Source organism: Kitasatospora sp. NPDC091276 (assembly GCF_040684355.1).
Taxonomy (GTDB): Bacteria; Actinomycetota; Actinomycetes; order Streptomycetales; family Streptomycetaceae; genus Kitasatospora.
In genome coordinates this window covers 193,153-207,432 of sequence record NZ_JBFBFU010000006.1, presented here as the reverse complement: position 1 = coordinate 207,432, position 14,280 = coordinate 193,153, and the positions used below count along the sequence as shown (strand labels likewise).

General features: G+C 73.8%; 13 protein-coding genes. 6 read left to right on the top strand and 7 right to left on the bottom strand.

The features are described 5' to 3' along the window. The first annotated feature begins 76 nt into the window (after positions 1-76). Positions 77-1,336 carry an alpha/beta hydrolase-fold protein gene (locus AB0O19_RS10170; RefSeq protein WP_363618970.1) on the top strand — a complete coding sequence of 420 codons (1,260 nt, stop codon included), beginning with the start codon at positions 77-79 and terminating at the stop codon, positions 1,334-1,336. A gap of 740 nt (positions 1,337-2,076) precedes the next feature. Here the strand turns inward: AB0O19_RS10170 and AB0O19_RS10165 are convergent. Both AB0O19_RS10165 and AB0O19_RS10160 read right to left on the bottom strand, forming a co-directional pair. Then, positions 2,077-2,631: a hypothetical protein gene (locus AB0O19_RS10165; RefSeq protein WP_363618969.1), complete on the bottom strand. Its 555-nt coding sequence runs from the start codon at positions 2,629-2,631 to the stop codon at positions 2,077-2,079. Between the two features lie 155 nt (positions 2,632-2,786). Further along, the gene (locus AB0O19_RS10160; protein ID WP_363618968.1) at positions 2,787-3,683 is read right to left on the bottom strand and encodes a LysR family transcriptional regulator; all 897 of its coding nucleotides are present in this window, start codon (positions 3,681-3,683) and stop codon (positions 2,787-2,789) included. Between the two features lie 70 nt (positions 3,684-3,753). Here AB0O19_RS10160 and AB0O19_RS10155 point away from each other — a divergent pair, with 70 nt between their 5' ends. Next, positions 3,754-4,578: a hypothetical protein gene (locus tag AB0O19_RS10155; RefSeq protein ID WP_363618967.1), complete on the top strand. Its 825-nt coding sequence runs from the start codon at positions 3,754-3,756 to the stop codon at positions 4,576-4,578. Further along, positions 4,575-5,216 (top strand): HD domain-containing protein, encoded by a 642-nt coding sequence (locus AB0O19_RS10150; RefSeq protein WP_363618966.1) that lies wholly within the window; start codon positions 4,575-4,577, stop codon positions 5,214-5,216. Before AB0O19_RS10155 ends, AB0O19_RS10150 begins: the two co-directional genes overlap by 4 nt. Positions 5,217-5,259: 43 nt before the next feature. On the opposite strand, the gene AB0O19_RS10145 is transcribed toward AB0O19_RS10150, so the two are convergent. After that, on the bottom strand, positions 5,260-5,799 hold the full coding sequence (locus AB0O19_RS10145; protein ID WP_363618965.1) for a GNAT family N-acetyltransferase: 540 nt from the start codon (positions 5,797-5,799) through the stop codon (positions 5,260-5,262). A gap of 101 nt (positions 5,800-5,900) precedes the next feature. Between AB0O19_RS10145 and AB0O19_RS10140 the strand changes: the two genes are divergently transcribed. Beyond that, entirely contained in the window at positions 5,901-7,241 is a 1,341-nt protein-coding gene (locus AB0O19_RS10140) for a sensor histidine kinase (RefSeq protein WP_363618964.1), read from the top strand. 3 nt (positions 7,242-7,244) lie between these two features. On the opposite strand, the gene coaE is transcribed toward AB0O19_RS10140, so the two are convergent. Together coaE and AB0O19_RS10130 are read right to left on the bottom strand one after the other, a co-directional pair. Continuing rightward, positions 7,245-7,847 (bottom strand): dephospho-CoA kinase, encoded by a 603-nt coding sequence (gene coaE / locus AB0O19_RS10135; protein WP_363618963.1) that lies wholly within the window; start codon positions 7,845-7,847, stop codon positions 7,245-7,247. An 88-nt stretch (positions 7,848-7,935) separates the two neighbouring features. Then, positions 7,936-8,577, bottom strand: a complete 642-nt coding sequence (locus tag AB0O19_RS10130) for an MBL fold metallo-hydrolase (RefSeq protein ID WP_363618962.1) — start codon at positions 8,575-8,577, stop codon at positions 7,936-7,938. Positions 8,578-8,639: 62 nt separating this feature from the next. Here AB0O19_RS10130 and AB0O19_RS10125 point away from each other — a divergent pair, with 62 nt between their 5' ends. Beyond that, positions 8,640-9,065 carry a MarR family transcriptional regulator gene (locus AB0O19_RS10125; protein WP_363584187.1) on the top strand — a complete coding sequence of 142 codons (426 nt, stop codon included), beginning with the start codon at positions 8,640-8,642 and terminating at the stop codon, positions 9,063-9,065. On the opposite strand, the gene AB0O19_RS10120 is transcribed toward AB0O19_RS10125, so the two are convergent. Both AB0O19_RS10120 and rpsA read right to left on the bottom strand, forming a co-directional pair. Further along, a complete protein-coding gene (locus AB0O19_RS10120; protein ID WP_363618961.1) occupies positions 9,045-11,261 on the bottom strand; it encodes an MMPL family transporter in 2,217 nt (738 codons plus the stop codon). The two genes, AB0O19_RS10125 and AB0O19_RS10120, sit on opposite strands and share 21 nt — an antisense overlap. A 247-nt stretch (positions 11,262-11,508) precedes the next feature. Next, positions 11,509-12,999 carry a 30S ribosomal protein S1 gene (gene rpsA / locus AB0O19_RS10115; RefSeq protein ID WP_063347134.1) on the bottom strand — a complete coding sequence of 497 codons (1,491 nt, stop codon included), beginning with the start codon at positions 12,997-12,999 and terminating at the stop codon, positions 11,509-11,511. Positions 13,000-13,413: 414 nt separating this feature from the next. Here rpsA and AB0O19_RS10110 point away from each other — a divergent pair, with 414 nt between their 5' ends. Next, positions 13,414-14,268, top strand: a complete 855-nt coding sequence (locus tag AB0O19_RS10110; RefSeq protein ID WP_363584190.1) for a class I SAM-dependent methyltransferase — start codon at positions 13,414-13,416, stop codon at positions 14,266-14,268. The last annotated feature ends 12 nt before the right edge of the window (positions 14,269-14,280 follow it).

Below are 14,280 nucleotides of genomic sequence, written 5' to 3'. Positions count from 1 at the left end.
GGTACCTCCCAGCCGCCTCCCAGCGACCTGCCAGCCTCTCATCGACTTCTCATCCGGCACCCCTAGCCTCCGCCAGATGAACGTCTCCCTGCTCGGCGGCTGGTTCCCCTGGACCGTCCAGGCCGTGGCCCTCGCCCTGTTCCTGGCGGCCCTCGGCTGGCGGGACCGGACCTGGCGGCTGAAGTGGGGCCCGATCGCCCTCGGGACGGCGCTGCTGCTCACCGCCCTCGCCGCCGTCGGGGTGCTCACGCTCGCCGGGATCACCGATCCGATCCCGTTCGGGGTGTGGCTGTGGGGCGGGGTCGCGGTCGCGGCGGTCAGCGCGCTCGGGTTCGGCTGGCGCGGCGCCCGCTGGTGGCGCCGGGCGCTGGCGCCGCCGGCCGCGCTGCTCGCCCTGTTCTGCGCCGCCAACAGCGTGAACATCGCCACCGGCTACTACCCGACCCTCGACGACGCGATCGGCGAACTGGGCGGGCAGCCGCTGCCGGAGCAGATCACGCTCGCCGAACTCGGTTCCCTGCACGGGAAGACGAGGACCGGCCGCATCGTCCAGGTGGACATCCCCAGCACGGCCAGCGGCTTCACCCACCGCCAGGAGCTCGTCTACCTGCCGCCCGCGTGGTTCCGCAGCCAGAACCGGCCGAAGCTGCCGGCGCTGGAGCTGATCGGCGGCGAGTTCGCCGCGCCCGACAACTGGATCCGCTCCGGCAACGCGGTGAAGACCGCGGACGACTTCGCCGCCAAGCACAACGGCTTCGCGCCGATCCTCGTCTTCGTCGACGCCACCGGCGGCTTCCGGATCGACACCGAGTGCGTCGACGGCCCGCACGGCAACTCCGAGAGCCATCTGCTCAAGGACGTCCCGCCGTTCGTCCAGAAGACCTTCAACGCCGCCGCCGACCCGCACAGGTGGGGCGTGGCCGGCTGGTCCATGGGCGGCACCTGCGCCGTCGACCTCACCGTCGAACACCCCGACGTCTTCACCCACTTCGGCGACTTCTCCGGCGACAAGGGCCCCGCCACCGGCGACAAGGACCACACCGTCCAGGAGCTGTACGGCGGCGACGCGGCCGCCTGGGCCGCCCACGACCCGCTGACCGTGCTCGCCCACCACCCCAAGTACCAGGGCGTCTCCGGCTACTTCGGGCAGGGCGACGAGGAGCACGGCCAGATCGAGTCCGCCAAGGCCCTCAACGACGCCGCCCGGAAGGACGGCATCCGCACCACCACCGCCGTCGGCTCCGGCAAGCACACCTGGCAGACCGGGGCCGCCACCTTCGCCCAGGCCCTCCCCTGGCTCGCCCAGCAGCTCGGCGTCCCCGGCACCCACGCCTGATCCGCCACCGGTCCGGTCCGGGGCCGGGAGCGTGCCGGGGCGTGCCGAGCCAGGCCCGTCACCCGGAGGGAGGGCGGCGGATCCGGTCGGGGGAAAGCCTTGGCATCGGCCGTCCGCCGCGACCGGCCGCGGGCCCGCACGGGCGGGCGGGCCGGGGCTGCGGCCGACCGGCGAACCCCCGCCCGACAGGGGGAATCCGCGACCGCGCGCCGTCCCGCCGACCGGTCGGGCGCCGAAGGCCCGCCATACCTTCCGACACGCCCGCACACACCTTCACCACCAACGCCCCCGCAACGGCCGGGTAAGGCGGCCTACCCGCCGGTATCCCGCTTTGCTCCCGGCGGCCCGGTGGCATAAGTTTCGACCGCCGTCGACGCAGCCGAGCCCGACCGCCCCTCGGAACAGAGGAGCGCAGCGGGCCGGCGGCCGGGCGGCAGAACGTACGGGGGAAGGGAACAGCCATGCCGAGTGCCCGCATCCGCGAGGCGACCGGGCAGCGGGAACGGGCGGACGGCGCCGCGCGCACGCGGCCCGGCACCACCGCGGGCCCGGCCCCGGCCAGCTCGGGCCGCTGACCCGGCGCCGCGCCCCGACCACCACCACAGAACCACCACAGACGGCCCCGCGCACCGCCGAGGCGGCGCCCGGGGCGGACGGCAGGTCGGCCCGTCCGGCACAGGGGACCGGACGGACCGACCGCCGCACCAGCACGAAGGCCGAAGGGCCGGAGCGGCAGAGGGTCAGAGGCCGAGGCTGCTGAGCGCGGTGGTCCAGTCGGTCACGATGGCGCTGCGGGCGTCGTCGAGGCCGACCTTGCCCTTGCAGACCGCGTTCTTCAGCTTGGTCTCGACGCCGTCCTTGCCGGTCGCGGTCTGGTCGCCGTAGCGGGGCTCGGGCCAGAGGTTGCGCGGGTCGCGCGGGGCGCCGCCGAGCTCCAGCGGGACGAAGTGGTCCTCCTCGTAGTCGGACAGGTTGGTGTCCGCGTAGCCGTACTGCGCGATCTGCTGCGCCTTCAGCGCGTTGGTGTAGCTGGTCGGCGGGCGGACGGTGGAGGTCCAGCCGGAGACGCAGATGGTCTGGCCGATGGTGGCCTGGGTGACGTCCGGGTTGTAGGCGCCCGGCGTGCAGGACGGGTCGGGCAGCGGCAGGTAGGCCTGCGAACAACTCGCGGCGAGCGGACGGATCTTGACGGGCGAGCCCTTGGCGGGGGCGGCCTGCGCGGTGCCGGCCGCGAGCCCGGCGGCGGCGAGGACGGCCGCCGCGGCGGCGACGGTGAGACGCTGACGGAGCATCATGTGGGGGATCTCCTGGGCCTTGCCCGGCCTCGCGCCGGGCGACTGTGCCCATGACAGCACCACCAATGCGACCACCGTCAGTCCCAGGACGTGAACGCCCGGTGATCGCGCCTCCACAATCACCGCGGGCGCCCGGCGCGATCCGGGGAGCGGGCTCAGGGCGTGCCCGACAGCAGCCGTGCCAGCAGCGCGGCCGGCCCCTCCGGCAGGCTGCCGTGCACCAGTTCGGTGCGGTGCACCAGCCGCGGGGCGGCGATCGGCGCGGACGCGACGCCGGGCGCCCCGGCGAGGACGGACGCCGGGAGCAGGCTGAGCCCGTGCCCGGTGGCGACCAGGGCGAGCAGCCCGTGCACGTCGGTGCCCCGGTAGCGGGTGGCGGGGCGGAAGCCGTCGACGCCGGCGGCGGCGCGCAGCCGGGCGGCGGTCGGGGTGAGGTCGGGGGCGTCGAGCCAGCGGGCGGCGGAGAGGTCGGCGAGCGCGACGCCGGTGCGGCCCGCGAGGGGGTGGCCGACCGGGAGGGCGACGGCGACGGGCTGCTCGTCGACGGCGACGGTGGTGAGCGGGCCGACGTCGGACAGCGGCAGCGGGTCGCTGGGGGCGGCGAGGCCGTCGATCAGGGCGAGGTCGACCTCGCCGGTGGCGACCTGGGCGGGCAGCGCGTCCTGGGCGAGGACCCGGACGACGAGGTCGGCTGCCGGGTGGGCCCGGCGCACCTCGCCGAGTGCGCGCCCCAGGGTCGCTCCGACTGCCAGCGGGGTGGCACCGAGCACCAGCCGGGCACTCGGGGCACCGGCCAGGCGTGCGACGTCGGCGCGCGCCGCCTCCAGCCGGACCAGCAGGGGCGCCGCGTGCTCCAGCAGCCGCAGGCCGGCCTCGGTCGGGCCGACCGGGCGGCGGCTGAGCAGGCCAGTCCCGAGGTCGGCCTCCAGGGCGGCGATCTGCTGGGAGACCGCGGACTGGGTGTAGCCGAGTTCCCGCGCGGCCTCGGAGAAGGAGCCGAGGCGGGTGACGGTGACGAAGGTGCGCAGCTGCTGCGGATCCACGGCAGTCATCAACTCTTCTGATCGAGGGGTAAGAAATCATCGTTGGCGCTGATCTCGGGTGCGGGGTCAGGATAGTCCCATGACCTACCTCACCCCGCGGATCGCCCTGGTCGGCGACCGCTCCCCCGCCGTCCGCTCGCACGCCCGCATCCCCGGCCTGCTCGACGCCCTCGCCGAGCGCGAGCAGCTCGTCCTGGACGCCTACTGGATCCCCACCGAGGACGCCGGGGCGCCCGGCGCCCTGGACGGCTTCGACGCCGTCTGGCTGCTCCCCGGCAGCCCCTACCGCAGCGAGGCGGGCGCGCTGGCCGCCGTCCGGACGGCCCGCGAGCGCGGCATCCCCTTCCTCGGCACCTGCGCCGGGTTCCAGCACGCGGTGCTGGAGTACGCCCGCAACGTCTGCGGCCTCGGCGGGGCCGTCCACGGCGAGGAGCACCCGGAGCGGGACGAGCAGGTGATCGTGCCGCTGGCCTGCTCCCTGGTCGGCCACGAGGGGGCGGTCGCGATCATCCCCGGCACGCTCGCCGAGCGCGTCCTCGGCACCACCCGCACCCTGGAGCGCTACCACTGCGCGTACGGCCTCAACGCCGACTACCTGGACCGACTGCGCGCGCACGGGCTGCGGTTCAGCGGCGCGGACGGCGCGGGCGAGGTGCGAGTCCTGGAACTGCCGGACCACCCGTTCTTCCTCGCCTCGCTCTTCCAGCCGGAGCTGTCCGGCGACGGCACCCGGGCGCACGCCATGATCCGCGCGCTGGCCGGCGCCGCCGTCGCCCACGCGGCGGGCTCGCCGACCGCGACCGACCTGACCGACCCGACCCCTGCCGACCGAACCGCCGCCGTACCGACCGCCACCGTCCCGGGCACCGACCCGAGCACCACCGCCCTGGAGGCCACCGCATGACCGCCACCGAGATCGCCGGGGTGCGGATCCCCGACAGCCGCCTCGCCGCCGAGGCCACCGAGCTGGTCCGGGACGCCACCACCGAGCTGCTGTACCACCACTCCCGCCGGGTCTACCTGTTCGGCGCCCTCCAGGGGCGCCGCCGGGGGCTCGACTTCGATCCCGAACTCCTGTACCTGGCCGCGATGTTCCACGATCTCGGCCTGGGCCCCGAGCACCACGCCTCCGGTCGGCGCTTCGAGGTGGACGGCGCCGAGGTCGCCGCCGCGTTCCTGCGCGGGCACGGGGTGGACGAGCGGCGGGTGCGCCTGGTGTGGGAGGCGATCGCCCTGCACACCACGCCCGGCATCCCGGAGTTCCTGGAGCCGGAGATCGCGCTGACCACCGCCGGCGTGGAGCTGGACGTGCTCGGCATCGGGTACGCGGACCTCGCCGCCGCCGACCGGGACGCCGTGGTCGCCGCCCATCCGCGCCCGGACTTCAAGCGCGGCATCCTGCGCGCCTTCCACGACGGCGTCGCGCCCAAGCCGGAGACCGCCTTCGGCAACGTCAAGGCGGACGTCCTCGCCCACTTCGACCCGTACTTCGAGCGGACCGACTTCGTCGCCGTGATCGAGAACTCCGCCTGGCCGGAGTGACCCCGCCCAGAACCCGCCCCCGCCCCCATCCCCACAGGGCACGTCACATCGGCAGCGAACGCAACCGCACCGGCCCCTCCGGCCACCCGGCGCCCTCCGCCAGCGGCGCCCACATGCTGCGCAGCGGCATCACCGCCAACCGCCCCTCGGGCTGTTCCACCGTCACCTCCTCCGCGACCTCGCGGAATCCGAGCCCCCGGTAGAACGTGGCCAGCGGCGGGCGGCAGAACAGCAGCGCGTGGCGGTGGCCGAGGGTGCGGGCGTGGCCGAGGGCGGCCCGGACCACGGCCCGCGCGAGGCCGGCGCCGCGCCGGTCGGGGGCGACGGCGACGCCGCCGACACCGATCGCCGCCAGGTCGGTGCCGCCGACGGTGAGCGGGAGCGGCACCAGGCCGGTGTGCGCGACGAGCCGGCCGTCGGCGGCCCGGATGCCGAAGTGGATGTCCTTGGGCAGCCAGGTCAGTCCGGTGTAGGCGACGCCGTACGGGTCGTCGCCGGGGCCGAGGATCTCGTCATGGTCGGCGCGGGTGTACTGCGGCAGCCGGACGACGGTCGGCGGCTCGGGAGAGAAACGATCATCCATCCGACCATGATCCCTTCCCGGGAAGGCGAATTCCAGGCTGTTCCCGGCCACTGCGGCCCGCTCGCCACCCCGGGCCGGACGGGGTGTGCGAGCATGCCCCCATGCGCCAGCCCACCCAGCAGCGGCCCCGACTCCGGCGCCCCACCGGCCGGTTGGACCCCACCCGTCACCAGCACCACCCGTCCACCGACCAGCCCGACGCCGCCCACCAAGCCGACGCCGCCCACCAGCCCCACACCGCCCAGCACGCCGGCGCGGCCCACCGGACCCACCCCGCCGACCAGTTGGACTCCGCCCTCGCCGCGGTACCGCTGCCGGGCCCGCCGCTGCGCCTGCCCGGCCCGGTCGTCGCGCTCGGGCCGACCGTCCTGGTGCTGCTGGTGCTCGTCCCGCTCGCCGCGGGCGACCCCGACATCGGGCCGACCACCTCGGCACCGCTCAACGCGGGCCTGGTGGCGGCCGGCGCGCTCGCCCTCGCCGCCCGCCTGCGGTACCCGGCGGCCGTCGCCGCCGTCACCCTGCTGGGCGGCCAACTCCCGCTCGCCGTCGCCCTCTACGGGCTGGCCACGCGGCGCGGCGCCACCCGGGTGACGGCCGTCCTGGCCGTGCTGGCCGGGGTGCGCCTGCTCCTCCCCATGGACCTCGGGGACGTCAGCAGCCTCTCCGCCCTCGCCAACCTGGCCGAGGACCCGCTGGTCTTCGGCGCCGTCCCGCTCGCCCTCGGCCTCACCGCCCACCATCGCGCCCGCGCCGTCGCCGCGCTCGCCGAACGCAACCGGCTGCTGGAGGCGGCCCGCCGGTACGCCGAGGAGCGCGCCGCCGCCACCGAACGCGCCCGGCTCGCCCGGGAGATGCACGACGTGGTCTCCAACCGCGTCTCCCTCATCACCCTGCACGCGGGCGCCTGCCAGGTCGCGGCCGCCGACGACCCGACCGCCGTCCGGGAGACCCTCGGCCTGATCCGCGCTCTCGGCCTCCAGGCCCTCACCGAGCTGCGCGGCCTGCTCGGCGTCCTCACCCCGGCCTCCGACCAGGGCCCCTCACTGCACGGACTGCCCGCCCTGGTCGAGGAGTCCCGCCAGGCCGGACTCGCCGTCGACCTCACCCTCACCGGCCCCGCCGAAGGACTGCCCGCACCCGGACCGGCCGTGCAGTACGCCACCTACCGGATCGTCCAGGAAGCCCTGACCAACGCCCACAAGCACGCCCCGGCCGCCGAGGTCGCCGTCACCGTCGAGGTCCACCCGGACGGGCTGCGCCTCGACATCGTCAACTCCCCCGCCACGGCGGCCGACCCGGACGGGCTCCGGCTGCCCTCCGGCGGCCACGGCCTGGACGGCATGCGCACCCGCGCCGACGACCTCGGCGGCACCCTGCACGCCGGCCCCACCACCGAGGGCGGCTTCGCCGTCCGGGCCCGTCTGCCGCTGACCGCCGCCTGAACCTCAGGCAGCGGCGGCGCGCTTCACCAGCTCCGCCCACACCTCGTCGACCCGCGCCGCGAGCGCCTCCAGCGGCCCGCCGTTGTCGATCACCACGTCGGCGATCGCCAGCCGGTCCGCCCGCGAGGCCTGCGCGGCCATCCGGGCCCGGGCCTCGTCCTCGGCCATCCCGCGCAGCCGCACCAGCCGCTCCACCCGCACGTCGTCGGCCGCGTCGACCACCACGACCAGGTCGTACAGCGGGGCGAGGCCGTTCTCCGCGAGCAGCGGCACGTCGTGCACCACCACCGCGTCCGGCGCGGCCGCGGCCTCCAGTTCGGCGGACCGGGCGCGCACCAGCGGGTGGACGATCGCGTTCAGTGCCTGGAGCCGCGCCGGGTCGGCGAACACGATCGCGCCGAGGGCCGGGCGGTCGAGCGCGCCGTCCTCGCGCAGCACCCGCGGCCCGAACTCGGCGGCCACGGCCGCCAGACCGTCCGTCCCGGGCGCGACCACCTCGCGGGCGATCACGTCGGAGTCCACGATCACCGCGCCGTGGGCGGCGAAGAGCCGGGACACCTCGCTCTTGCCGGCGCCGATGCCACCCGTCAGTCCGATCTTCAGCATGGCGTCAGGCTACCGGCGCCCGGACCGCAGGGACCAGCGGCCGACCATCACGCAACCAGCACCGGTCCGGCCCCGCCCCCCGGCACCGTCAGCCCAGCTCCAGGCTCTCGCCCTCGCCGAGCACGGTCAGCTCCGCGCCCGTGCCCGGCCCGTCCGGCCCGAGCAGCCGGGTGGCGATCATGTGCCCGATCGGGCTCAGCGTCGCCTCGTGCACCGGCACCGCCACCCGCGGGGCGGCCTCCCGGACGTAGTCGACGACCTCACCGGCCTTGCTCCACGGCGCCGCGAGCGGCAGCAGCAGGGTGTCCACCGAGTGCGGCGGCACGGTGAAGGCGTCGCCGGGGTGGAACAGCCGGCCGTCGAAGAGGAAGCCGATGTTCTTCACCCGCGGGATGTCCCGGTGGATGACCGCGTGCCACTCGCCGTGCACGCTCACCCCGACCCCTCCGACCTCGAAGGCGTCGCCCTCGCCGACCACGGCGACGCGCTGCGCCACCCCGTCCAGTCGGGCGGCCACCGCGCTGTTGGTCCACACCCGCAGGGCCGGGTCGGCCTCCAGGGCGGCGCGCAGCCGGGCCTCCTCGAAGTGGTCCATGTGCTCGTGGGTGATCAGGACGGCGTCGGCCCCGGTCAGCGCGGCGGGGTCGGTGAACGCCCCGGGGTCGACGACGACGGTCGTCCCGTCGTGCTCCAGGCGTACGCAGGCGTGTCCGAACTTGGTGATCCTCATGCGGCAGACCATACAGCATGACTGTACAGTTTTGCTGTGGAGGTTCCCGGTAGGCTTCTCCCATGAACAGTCCGGCTCCCGAAACCCTCGAACTCGCCGCCGAGCTGCGCGCCGCCATCGGCGACCTGGTCCGCTCCCTGCGCCCGGACGACGAGCTGCCGCAGAACCAGGCCGGCGTCCTCGGCGTCCTCGTCCGCGACGAACGCGCCTGCACCGTCGCCGAACTCGCCGAGCACCAGCGCGTCCGCCACCAGTCGATGGCCCGCACCGTCGCCCTGCTGACCGAGGCCGGGCTCGTCACCCAGCAGCCCCACCCCACCGACGGCCGGAAACTGCTGGTCACCGCGACCGGAGCGGGCCGCGCCGCCCTGCTGGAGCAGCGCGCCCGCCGGGAGCAGCGGATCGCCACCGCCATCGAGGCCCGCCTCACCCCGGAGGAGCGGCTGACCCTGAGGGCGGGCGTCGACCTACTGCGCCGACTGCGCTGAACCCACCAGGTCCCTGGCCTCCGGCCGCGGAGCCGGGACGGCCGTCGCGCCGACGGTCGGCAGTTCGACGTGCTCGCTCAGCCCGAAGCGCCGGTGCAGGCGCCGCAGCGGGGCGGGCGCCCACCAGTTGAACTCGCCGAACAGGCTCATCGCGGCGGGCACCAGCAGGCAGCGCACCAGGGTGGCGTCCACCGCGACGGCGACGGCCAGCGCGATGCCCATCTGCTTGACCATGAGCATGTCCCCGAGGGCGAACCCGGCGAACACGATCACCATCAACAGCGCCGCCGAGGTGATGATCCGGCCACTGCGCTGGACCCCGAGCTCCACCGCCCGGGTGCAGCCGTGTCCCTTGTCCCGCAGTTCCTTGATCCGGGCGAGCAGGAACACCTCGTAGTCCATGGACAGCCCGAACGCGAAGGCGAAGACCAGCACCGGGATGAAGGTCTCCAGCCCGCCGGTGGGGCTGAAGCCGAGCAGCCCGCTGAAGTACCCGTCCTGGAACACCAGGGTGAGCGCGCCGAGCGAGGCGCCCAGCGACAGCAGGTTCATCAGCAGCGCCTTGACCGGCATCACCACCGAGCCGGTCATCAGGAAGAGCAGCACCAGCGTGCCGACCGCGACCAGCCCGAGCGCCCAGGGGCCCCGCGACATCAGCTCGTCCTCGAAGTCGACGACCGAGGCCGCGCCGCCGGTGACGTAGGTCTTCAGCCCGCCGCGGTCGGCCCGCAGTTCCTGGACGACCTGTTTGGCCTGGTGGCCCTGCGGGTCGCCGTGGACGAGCACGTCGACGGTGGACACCGAGTCGCTCACCGGGGTCACCGCCCGCACCCCGGCGACCCCGGGCAGCTCGGCGACGACGTCGTCCGCGTACGCCTGGGCGACGGGCGCGCCGCCCTCGACGACGACGGTGATCGGCGCGGCCGCGGCCTGCGGGAAGCGCTGGTCGACGGCGTCGGCGACCTGCCGCCCGGCCGAGGAGGCGGGCAGCACGGCGGCGCCGGAGTTGCGCATGTCGGCGTGCAGGAAGGGCGCGCCGGCGGCCATCAGCAGGGCGACGCAGGCGAGCGCGACCGGCACCGCCCGCTTGCCGACCCGGCGGACGGTCCGGCTGAAGAAGCCCTCGTCGGGGACGGGCGCGGCGGGCGCCTTGATCCGGGAGCCGGCGAAGCCGAGCAGCGCGGGGATCAGGGTCAGCGCGGCGGCGACCGCGATCACCACCACGCTCACCCCGGCGGCGGCGACCGCGCCGAGCACCGGGCTGGTGAACACGAACAGGCCGGAGAGCGCGACGGCGACGGTGAGGCCGGAGAAGGCGACGGTGCGCCCGGCGGTCGCGGCGGTGCGTTCGACGGCGGCGGCGATGCCCGCGCCGTGCCCGCGTTCCTCCCGGAAGCGGTTCACCATGAGCAGCGCGTAGTCGATCGAGAGCCCGAGCCCGAGCACGGTGGCGATCGGCAGCACGCTGGTGTCGATGTCCATGATCCGGCTGAAACCGAACATGGCCAGCAGCGCGCCACCCACCGAGGCGACCGCGCCGATCACCGGCAGGCTGGCCGCGGCGAGGCCGCCGAAGACCAGCACCATGACGATCAGGGTGAGCGGCAGCGTCACCATCTCGCCGAAGCGGGTGTCCTGTTCGGTCTGCTTCTTGACCTCGTCCTGGAGCACCAGGTCCCCGCCGACCGTGACGTGGGCGCCGGCCTCGCCGTTCAGCGCGGCGAGGCGCTGGGTGACGGCGTCGGCCTGGGCGGAGCTGCTGGTGTCGGCCATCCGTACGGTGACCAGGCTCGCGGTGCCGTCGGCGGAGCGCAGTGCGGCGGGCGCCGGGCCGGTGCCGTAGGCGTCGAGCGCGGAGGAGACGCCGGGGAGGGCGGCGAGGTCGGCGGTGGCCTTGGTGACGGCGGCCCGTACGGCCGGGTCGTCGACCGGCTTCCCGTCCACGACGGCGGTGACGGTGCCGCGGGCCGGGTCGGTCGCGGCGACCACCGCGTTGCCCCGGTCGGCTTCGGCGGTGGCGGAGGAGGCGCCGGCCACCGTTCCTTCGAAGACCCGGCCGCCGATCAGCACGCCCACGACCAGGACGACGGCCCAGAGGCCGAGCACCCAGCGGCGGTGGCGGAAGCAGAACCGGCCGAGGGCGGCGAGCCGCCCGGGGACCGCGGGGTCGCCGGCAGCGGTGGGAGCGTTGCGCATCAAGGAGGCCTTTCGGGCAGCTCCCCTCAATGTAGGTGCAACCCGATGTTCGACCTATAGGCGGACAATGAGCCACATCTCACAAAATTCCTTCACATAAACCACAAATAAGTGAAGGCGAAAAACGAAAGAACGTGAAGCAAAAGGCCCCGGCCAAAGGCGGAAAACGAAATGGGCCCCACCCGGATCTCTCCGGGTGGGGCCCACCGTTCAGCTATGCGCCAGGTACTGGCAGCGGGTCAGAGCTTCAGCTCTGGCCGCCCGCCAGCTTCTCGCGCAGGGCCGCCAGGGCCTCGTCCGAGGCGAGAGCGCCGGAGCCCTCGTCGCTGCTGGACGAGTAGGAGCCACCGGCAGCGGCGGCGACGGCGTCGCCACCCTCGGCAGCGGCCTCGGCGTCGGCCTCACGGCTCTTGATGACCTGGGCCTGGTGCTGCTCGAAGCGGGACTGCGCCTCGGCGTACTGGCGCTCCCACTCCTCACGCTGCTTCTCGAAGCCGGCCAGCCAGTCGTTCGCCTCGGGGTCGAAGCCCTCCGGGTAGATGTAGTTGCCCTGGTCGTCGTACGAGGCGGCCATGCCGTACAGGGTCGGGTCGAACTCGACCTCGGCCGGGTTGGCACCCAGCGCCTCGTTGGCCTGCTTGAGCGACAGGCTGATGCGGCGACGCTCGAGGTCGATGTCGATGACCTTGACGAAGATCTCGTCGCCGACCTGGACGACCTGCTCCGGGATCTCCACGTGGCGCTCGGCCAGCTCGGAGATGTGGACCAGACCCTCGATGCCCTCGTCCACGCGGACGAACGCACCGAACGGAACCAGCTTGGTGACCTTACCCGGAACGACCTGGCCGATCTGGTGGGTACGGGCGAACTGCTGCCACGGGTCCTCCTGGGTCGCCTTCAGCGACAGGGAGACGCGCTCGCGGTCCATGTCAACGTCGAGAACCTCGACGGTGACCTCCTGGCCGACCTCGACAACCTCGGACGGGTGGTCGATGTGCTTCCAGGACAGCTCGGAGACGTGCACCAGGCCGTCGACGCCACCCAGGTCCACGAAGGCACCGAAGTTGACGATCGAGGAGACGACGCCGGAGCGCACCTGGCCCTTCTGCAGGGTGGTGAGGAAGGTCTGGCGGACCTCGCTCTGGGTCTGCTCCAGCCAGGCACGGCGGGACAGGACCACGTTGTTGCGGTTCTTGTCCAGCTCGATGATCTTGGCCTCGAGCTCCTTGCCCACGTAGGGCTGGAGGTCGCGGACGCGGCGCATCTCGACGAGCGAGGCCGGCAGGAAGCCACGGAGGCCGATGTCGAGGATGAGACCACCCTTGACGACCTCGATGACGGTACCGGTGACGATGCCGTCCTCTTCCTTGATCTTCTCGATCGTGCCCCAGGCACGCTCGTACTGAGCGCGCTTCTTGGACAGGATGAGACGACCCTCCTTGTCCTCCTTCTGGAGAACCAGGGCCTCGATGTTGTCACCGACGGCGACGACCTCGTGCGGGTCGACGTCGTGCTTGATCGAGAGCTCGCGGGACGGGATGACGCCCTCGGTCTTGTAACCGATGTCGAGGAGGACCTCGTCACGGTCGACCTTCACGATGACGCCCTCGACGATGTCGCCATCGTTGAAGTACTTGATGGTCTCGTCGATGGCGGCGAGGAACGCCTCGGCGTCGCCGATGTCGTTGACCGCGACCTGCGGGGTGGTGCTGAGGGAGGAGTCGGTGGGGCTCGTCATTAGGAAAAGGGCTCCGGTACGGACATGAAAGTCGTAGGTAATGCCACGCGGGGGGCCCGTATCGCTCCCACCGAAAGCCGGACAGCCAAGAACACGGCGCACCGGCATTCCCGCACAGCGAGAAATCCGGCGTCCGTCTTGCGACCGTGGGGTCTTCGACAGATGCGAGCGCGACCTGCTCCGTCTGAGGCGCGCAGGCCCGCAGCGCAACTTGTAGCATACGGGGACGGCCAGGCACGGTCAACGCCAAGAGCGGCAAGACGGTGGAGCCCGGTATGGATCAGGCCATATCCTCCGATTGCGCACCTTGCGGTGGCGCCCGAAGGGGGCCCTTCCCCGGATGCCACCACCAGGATCGGGTCCTTGACGGGCCCGGTCTCGGCAGCGGCGCTTCCGCACTCCACACCCTACGCGATGGGCATTATCACCGTGGCCACCACCCCCCAGTCCGACCTGCATGATCTTGACGGCGACGGCGACGACGCGGTACGGCGCGCGGCCGGCACCGGGGAGAGCAGCCGGGCCAGCCGGCACTGGTGGGACCGCAACGCCGACGAGTACCAGGACGAGCACGGGGAGTTCCTCGGCGACGACCGCTTCACCTGGTGCCCCGAAGGCCTCGACGAGGCCGACGCCCACCTCCTCGGCGAGGTCGCGGACAAGGACGTGCTGGAGATCGGCGCCGGCGCCGCCCAGTGCTCGCGCTGGCTGGCCGGCCGCGGCGCCCGCCCCGTCGCCCTGGACATCTCCCACCGCCAACTCCAGCACTCCCGCCGGATCGACCTCGGCCGCGGCGCCACCCCCGTCGCCGTCGTCCAGGCCGACGCCGCCGTCCTGCCCTTCGCCGACGCCTCCTTCGACCTCGCCTGCTCCGCCTACGGCGCCGTCCCGTTCAGCGCCGACACCGCCGCCCTGATGCGCGAGGTGCACCGGGTGCTGCGCCCCGGCGGCCGCTGGGTGTTCTCCGTCACCCACCCGATCCGCTGGGCCTTCCCCGACGAGCCCGGCGTCGAGGGCCTCACCGCCGCCTCCTCCTACTTCGACCGCACCCCCTACGTCGAGGAGGACGAGCACGGCCGTGCCAGCTACGTCGAGCACCACCGCACCATCGGCGACCGGGTCCGCGAACTCGTCGGCGCCGGCTTCCGGTTGACCGACCTGGTCGAGCCCGAGTGGCCGGTCGGCCTGGAGCAGGAGTGGGGCGGCTGGTCCCCGCTGCGCGGGCGGCTGATCCCCGGCACCGCGATCTTCGTCGCCGAGCGGGGCTGACGCCTTGCCGAA

What these genes read in the sequence shown, in the direction of transcription:
- AB0O19_RS10170 (WP_363618970.1), top strand. Translation starts at nt 77, where the DNA reads ATGAACGTCTCCCTGCTCGGCGGCTGGTTCCCCTGGACCGTCCAGGCC.
- AB0O19_RS10165 (WP_363618969.1), bottom strand. Translation starts at nt 2,631, where the DNA reads ATGATGCTCCGTCAGCGTCTCACCGTCGCCGCCGCGGCGGCCGTCCTC.
- AB0O19_RS10160 (WP_363618968.1), bottom strand. Translation starts at nt 3,683, where the DNA reads ATGACTGCCGTGGATCCGCAGCAGCTGCGCACCTTCGTCACCGTCACC.
- AB0O19_RS10155 (WP_363618967.1), top strand. Translation starts at nt 3,754, where the DNA reads ATGACCTACCTCACCCCGCGGATCGCCCTGGTCGGCGACCGCTCCCCC.
- AB0O19_RS10150 (WP_363618966.1), top strand. Translation starts at nt 4,575, where the DNA reads ATGACCGCCACCGAGATCGCCGGGGTGCGGATCCCCGACAGCCGCCTC.
- AB0O19_RS10145 (WP_363618965.1), bottom strand. Translation starts at nt 5,799, where the DNA reads ATGGATGATCGTTTCTCTCCCGAGCCGCCGACCGTCGTCCGGCTGCCG.
- AB0O19_RS10140 (WP_363618964.1), top strand. Translation starts at nt 5,901, where the DNA reads ATGCGCCAGCCCACCCAGCAGCGGCCCCGACTCCGGCGCCCCACCGGC.
- coaE (WP_363618963.1), bottom strand. Translation starts at nt 7,847, where the DNA reads ATGCTGAAGATCGGACTGACGGGTGGCATCGGCGCCGGCAAGAGCGAG.
- AB0O19_RS10130 (WP_363618962.1), bottom strand. Translation starts at nt 8,577, where the DNA reads ATGAGGATCACCAAGTTCGGACACGCCTGCGTACGCCTGGAGCACGAC.
- AB0O19_RS10125 (WP_363584187.1), top strand. Translation starts at nt 8,640, where the DNA reads ATGAACAGTCCGGCTCCCGAAACCCTCGAACTCGCCGCCGAGCTGCGC.
- AB0O19_RS10120 (WP_363618961.1), bottom strand. Translation starts at nt 11,261, where the DNA reads ATGCGCAACGCTCCCACCGCTGCCGGCGACCCCGCGGTCCCCGGGCGG.
- rpsA (WP_063347134.1), bottom strand. Translation starts at nt 12,999, where the DNA reads ATGACGAGCCCCACCGACTCCTCCCTCAGCACCACCCCGCAGGTCGCG.
- AB0O19_RS10110 (WP_363584190.1), top strand. Translation starts at nt 13,414, where the DNA reads ATGGGCATTATCACCGTGGCCACCACCCCCCAGTCCGACCTGCATGAT.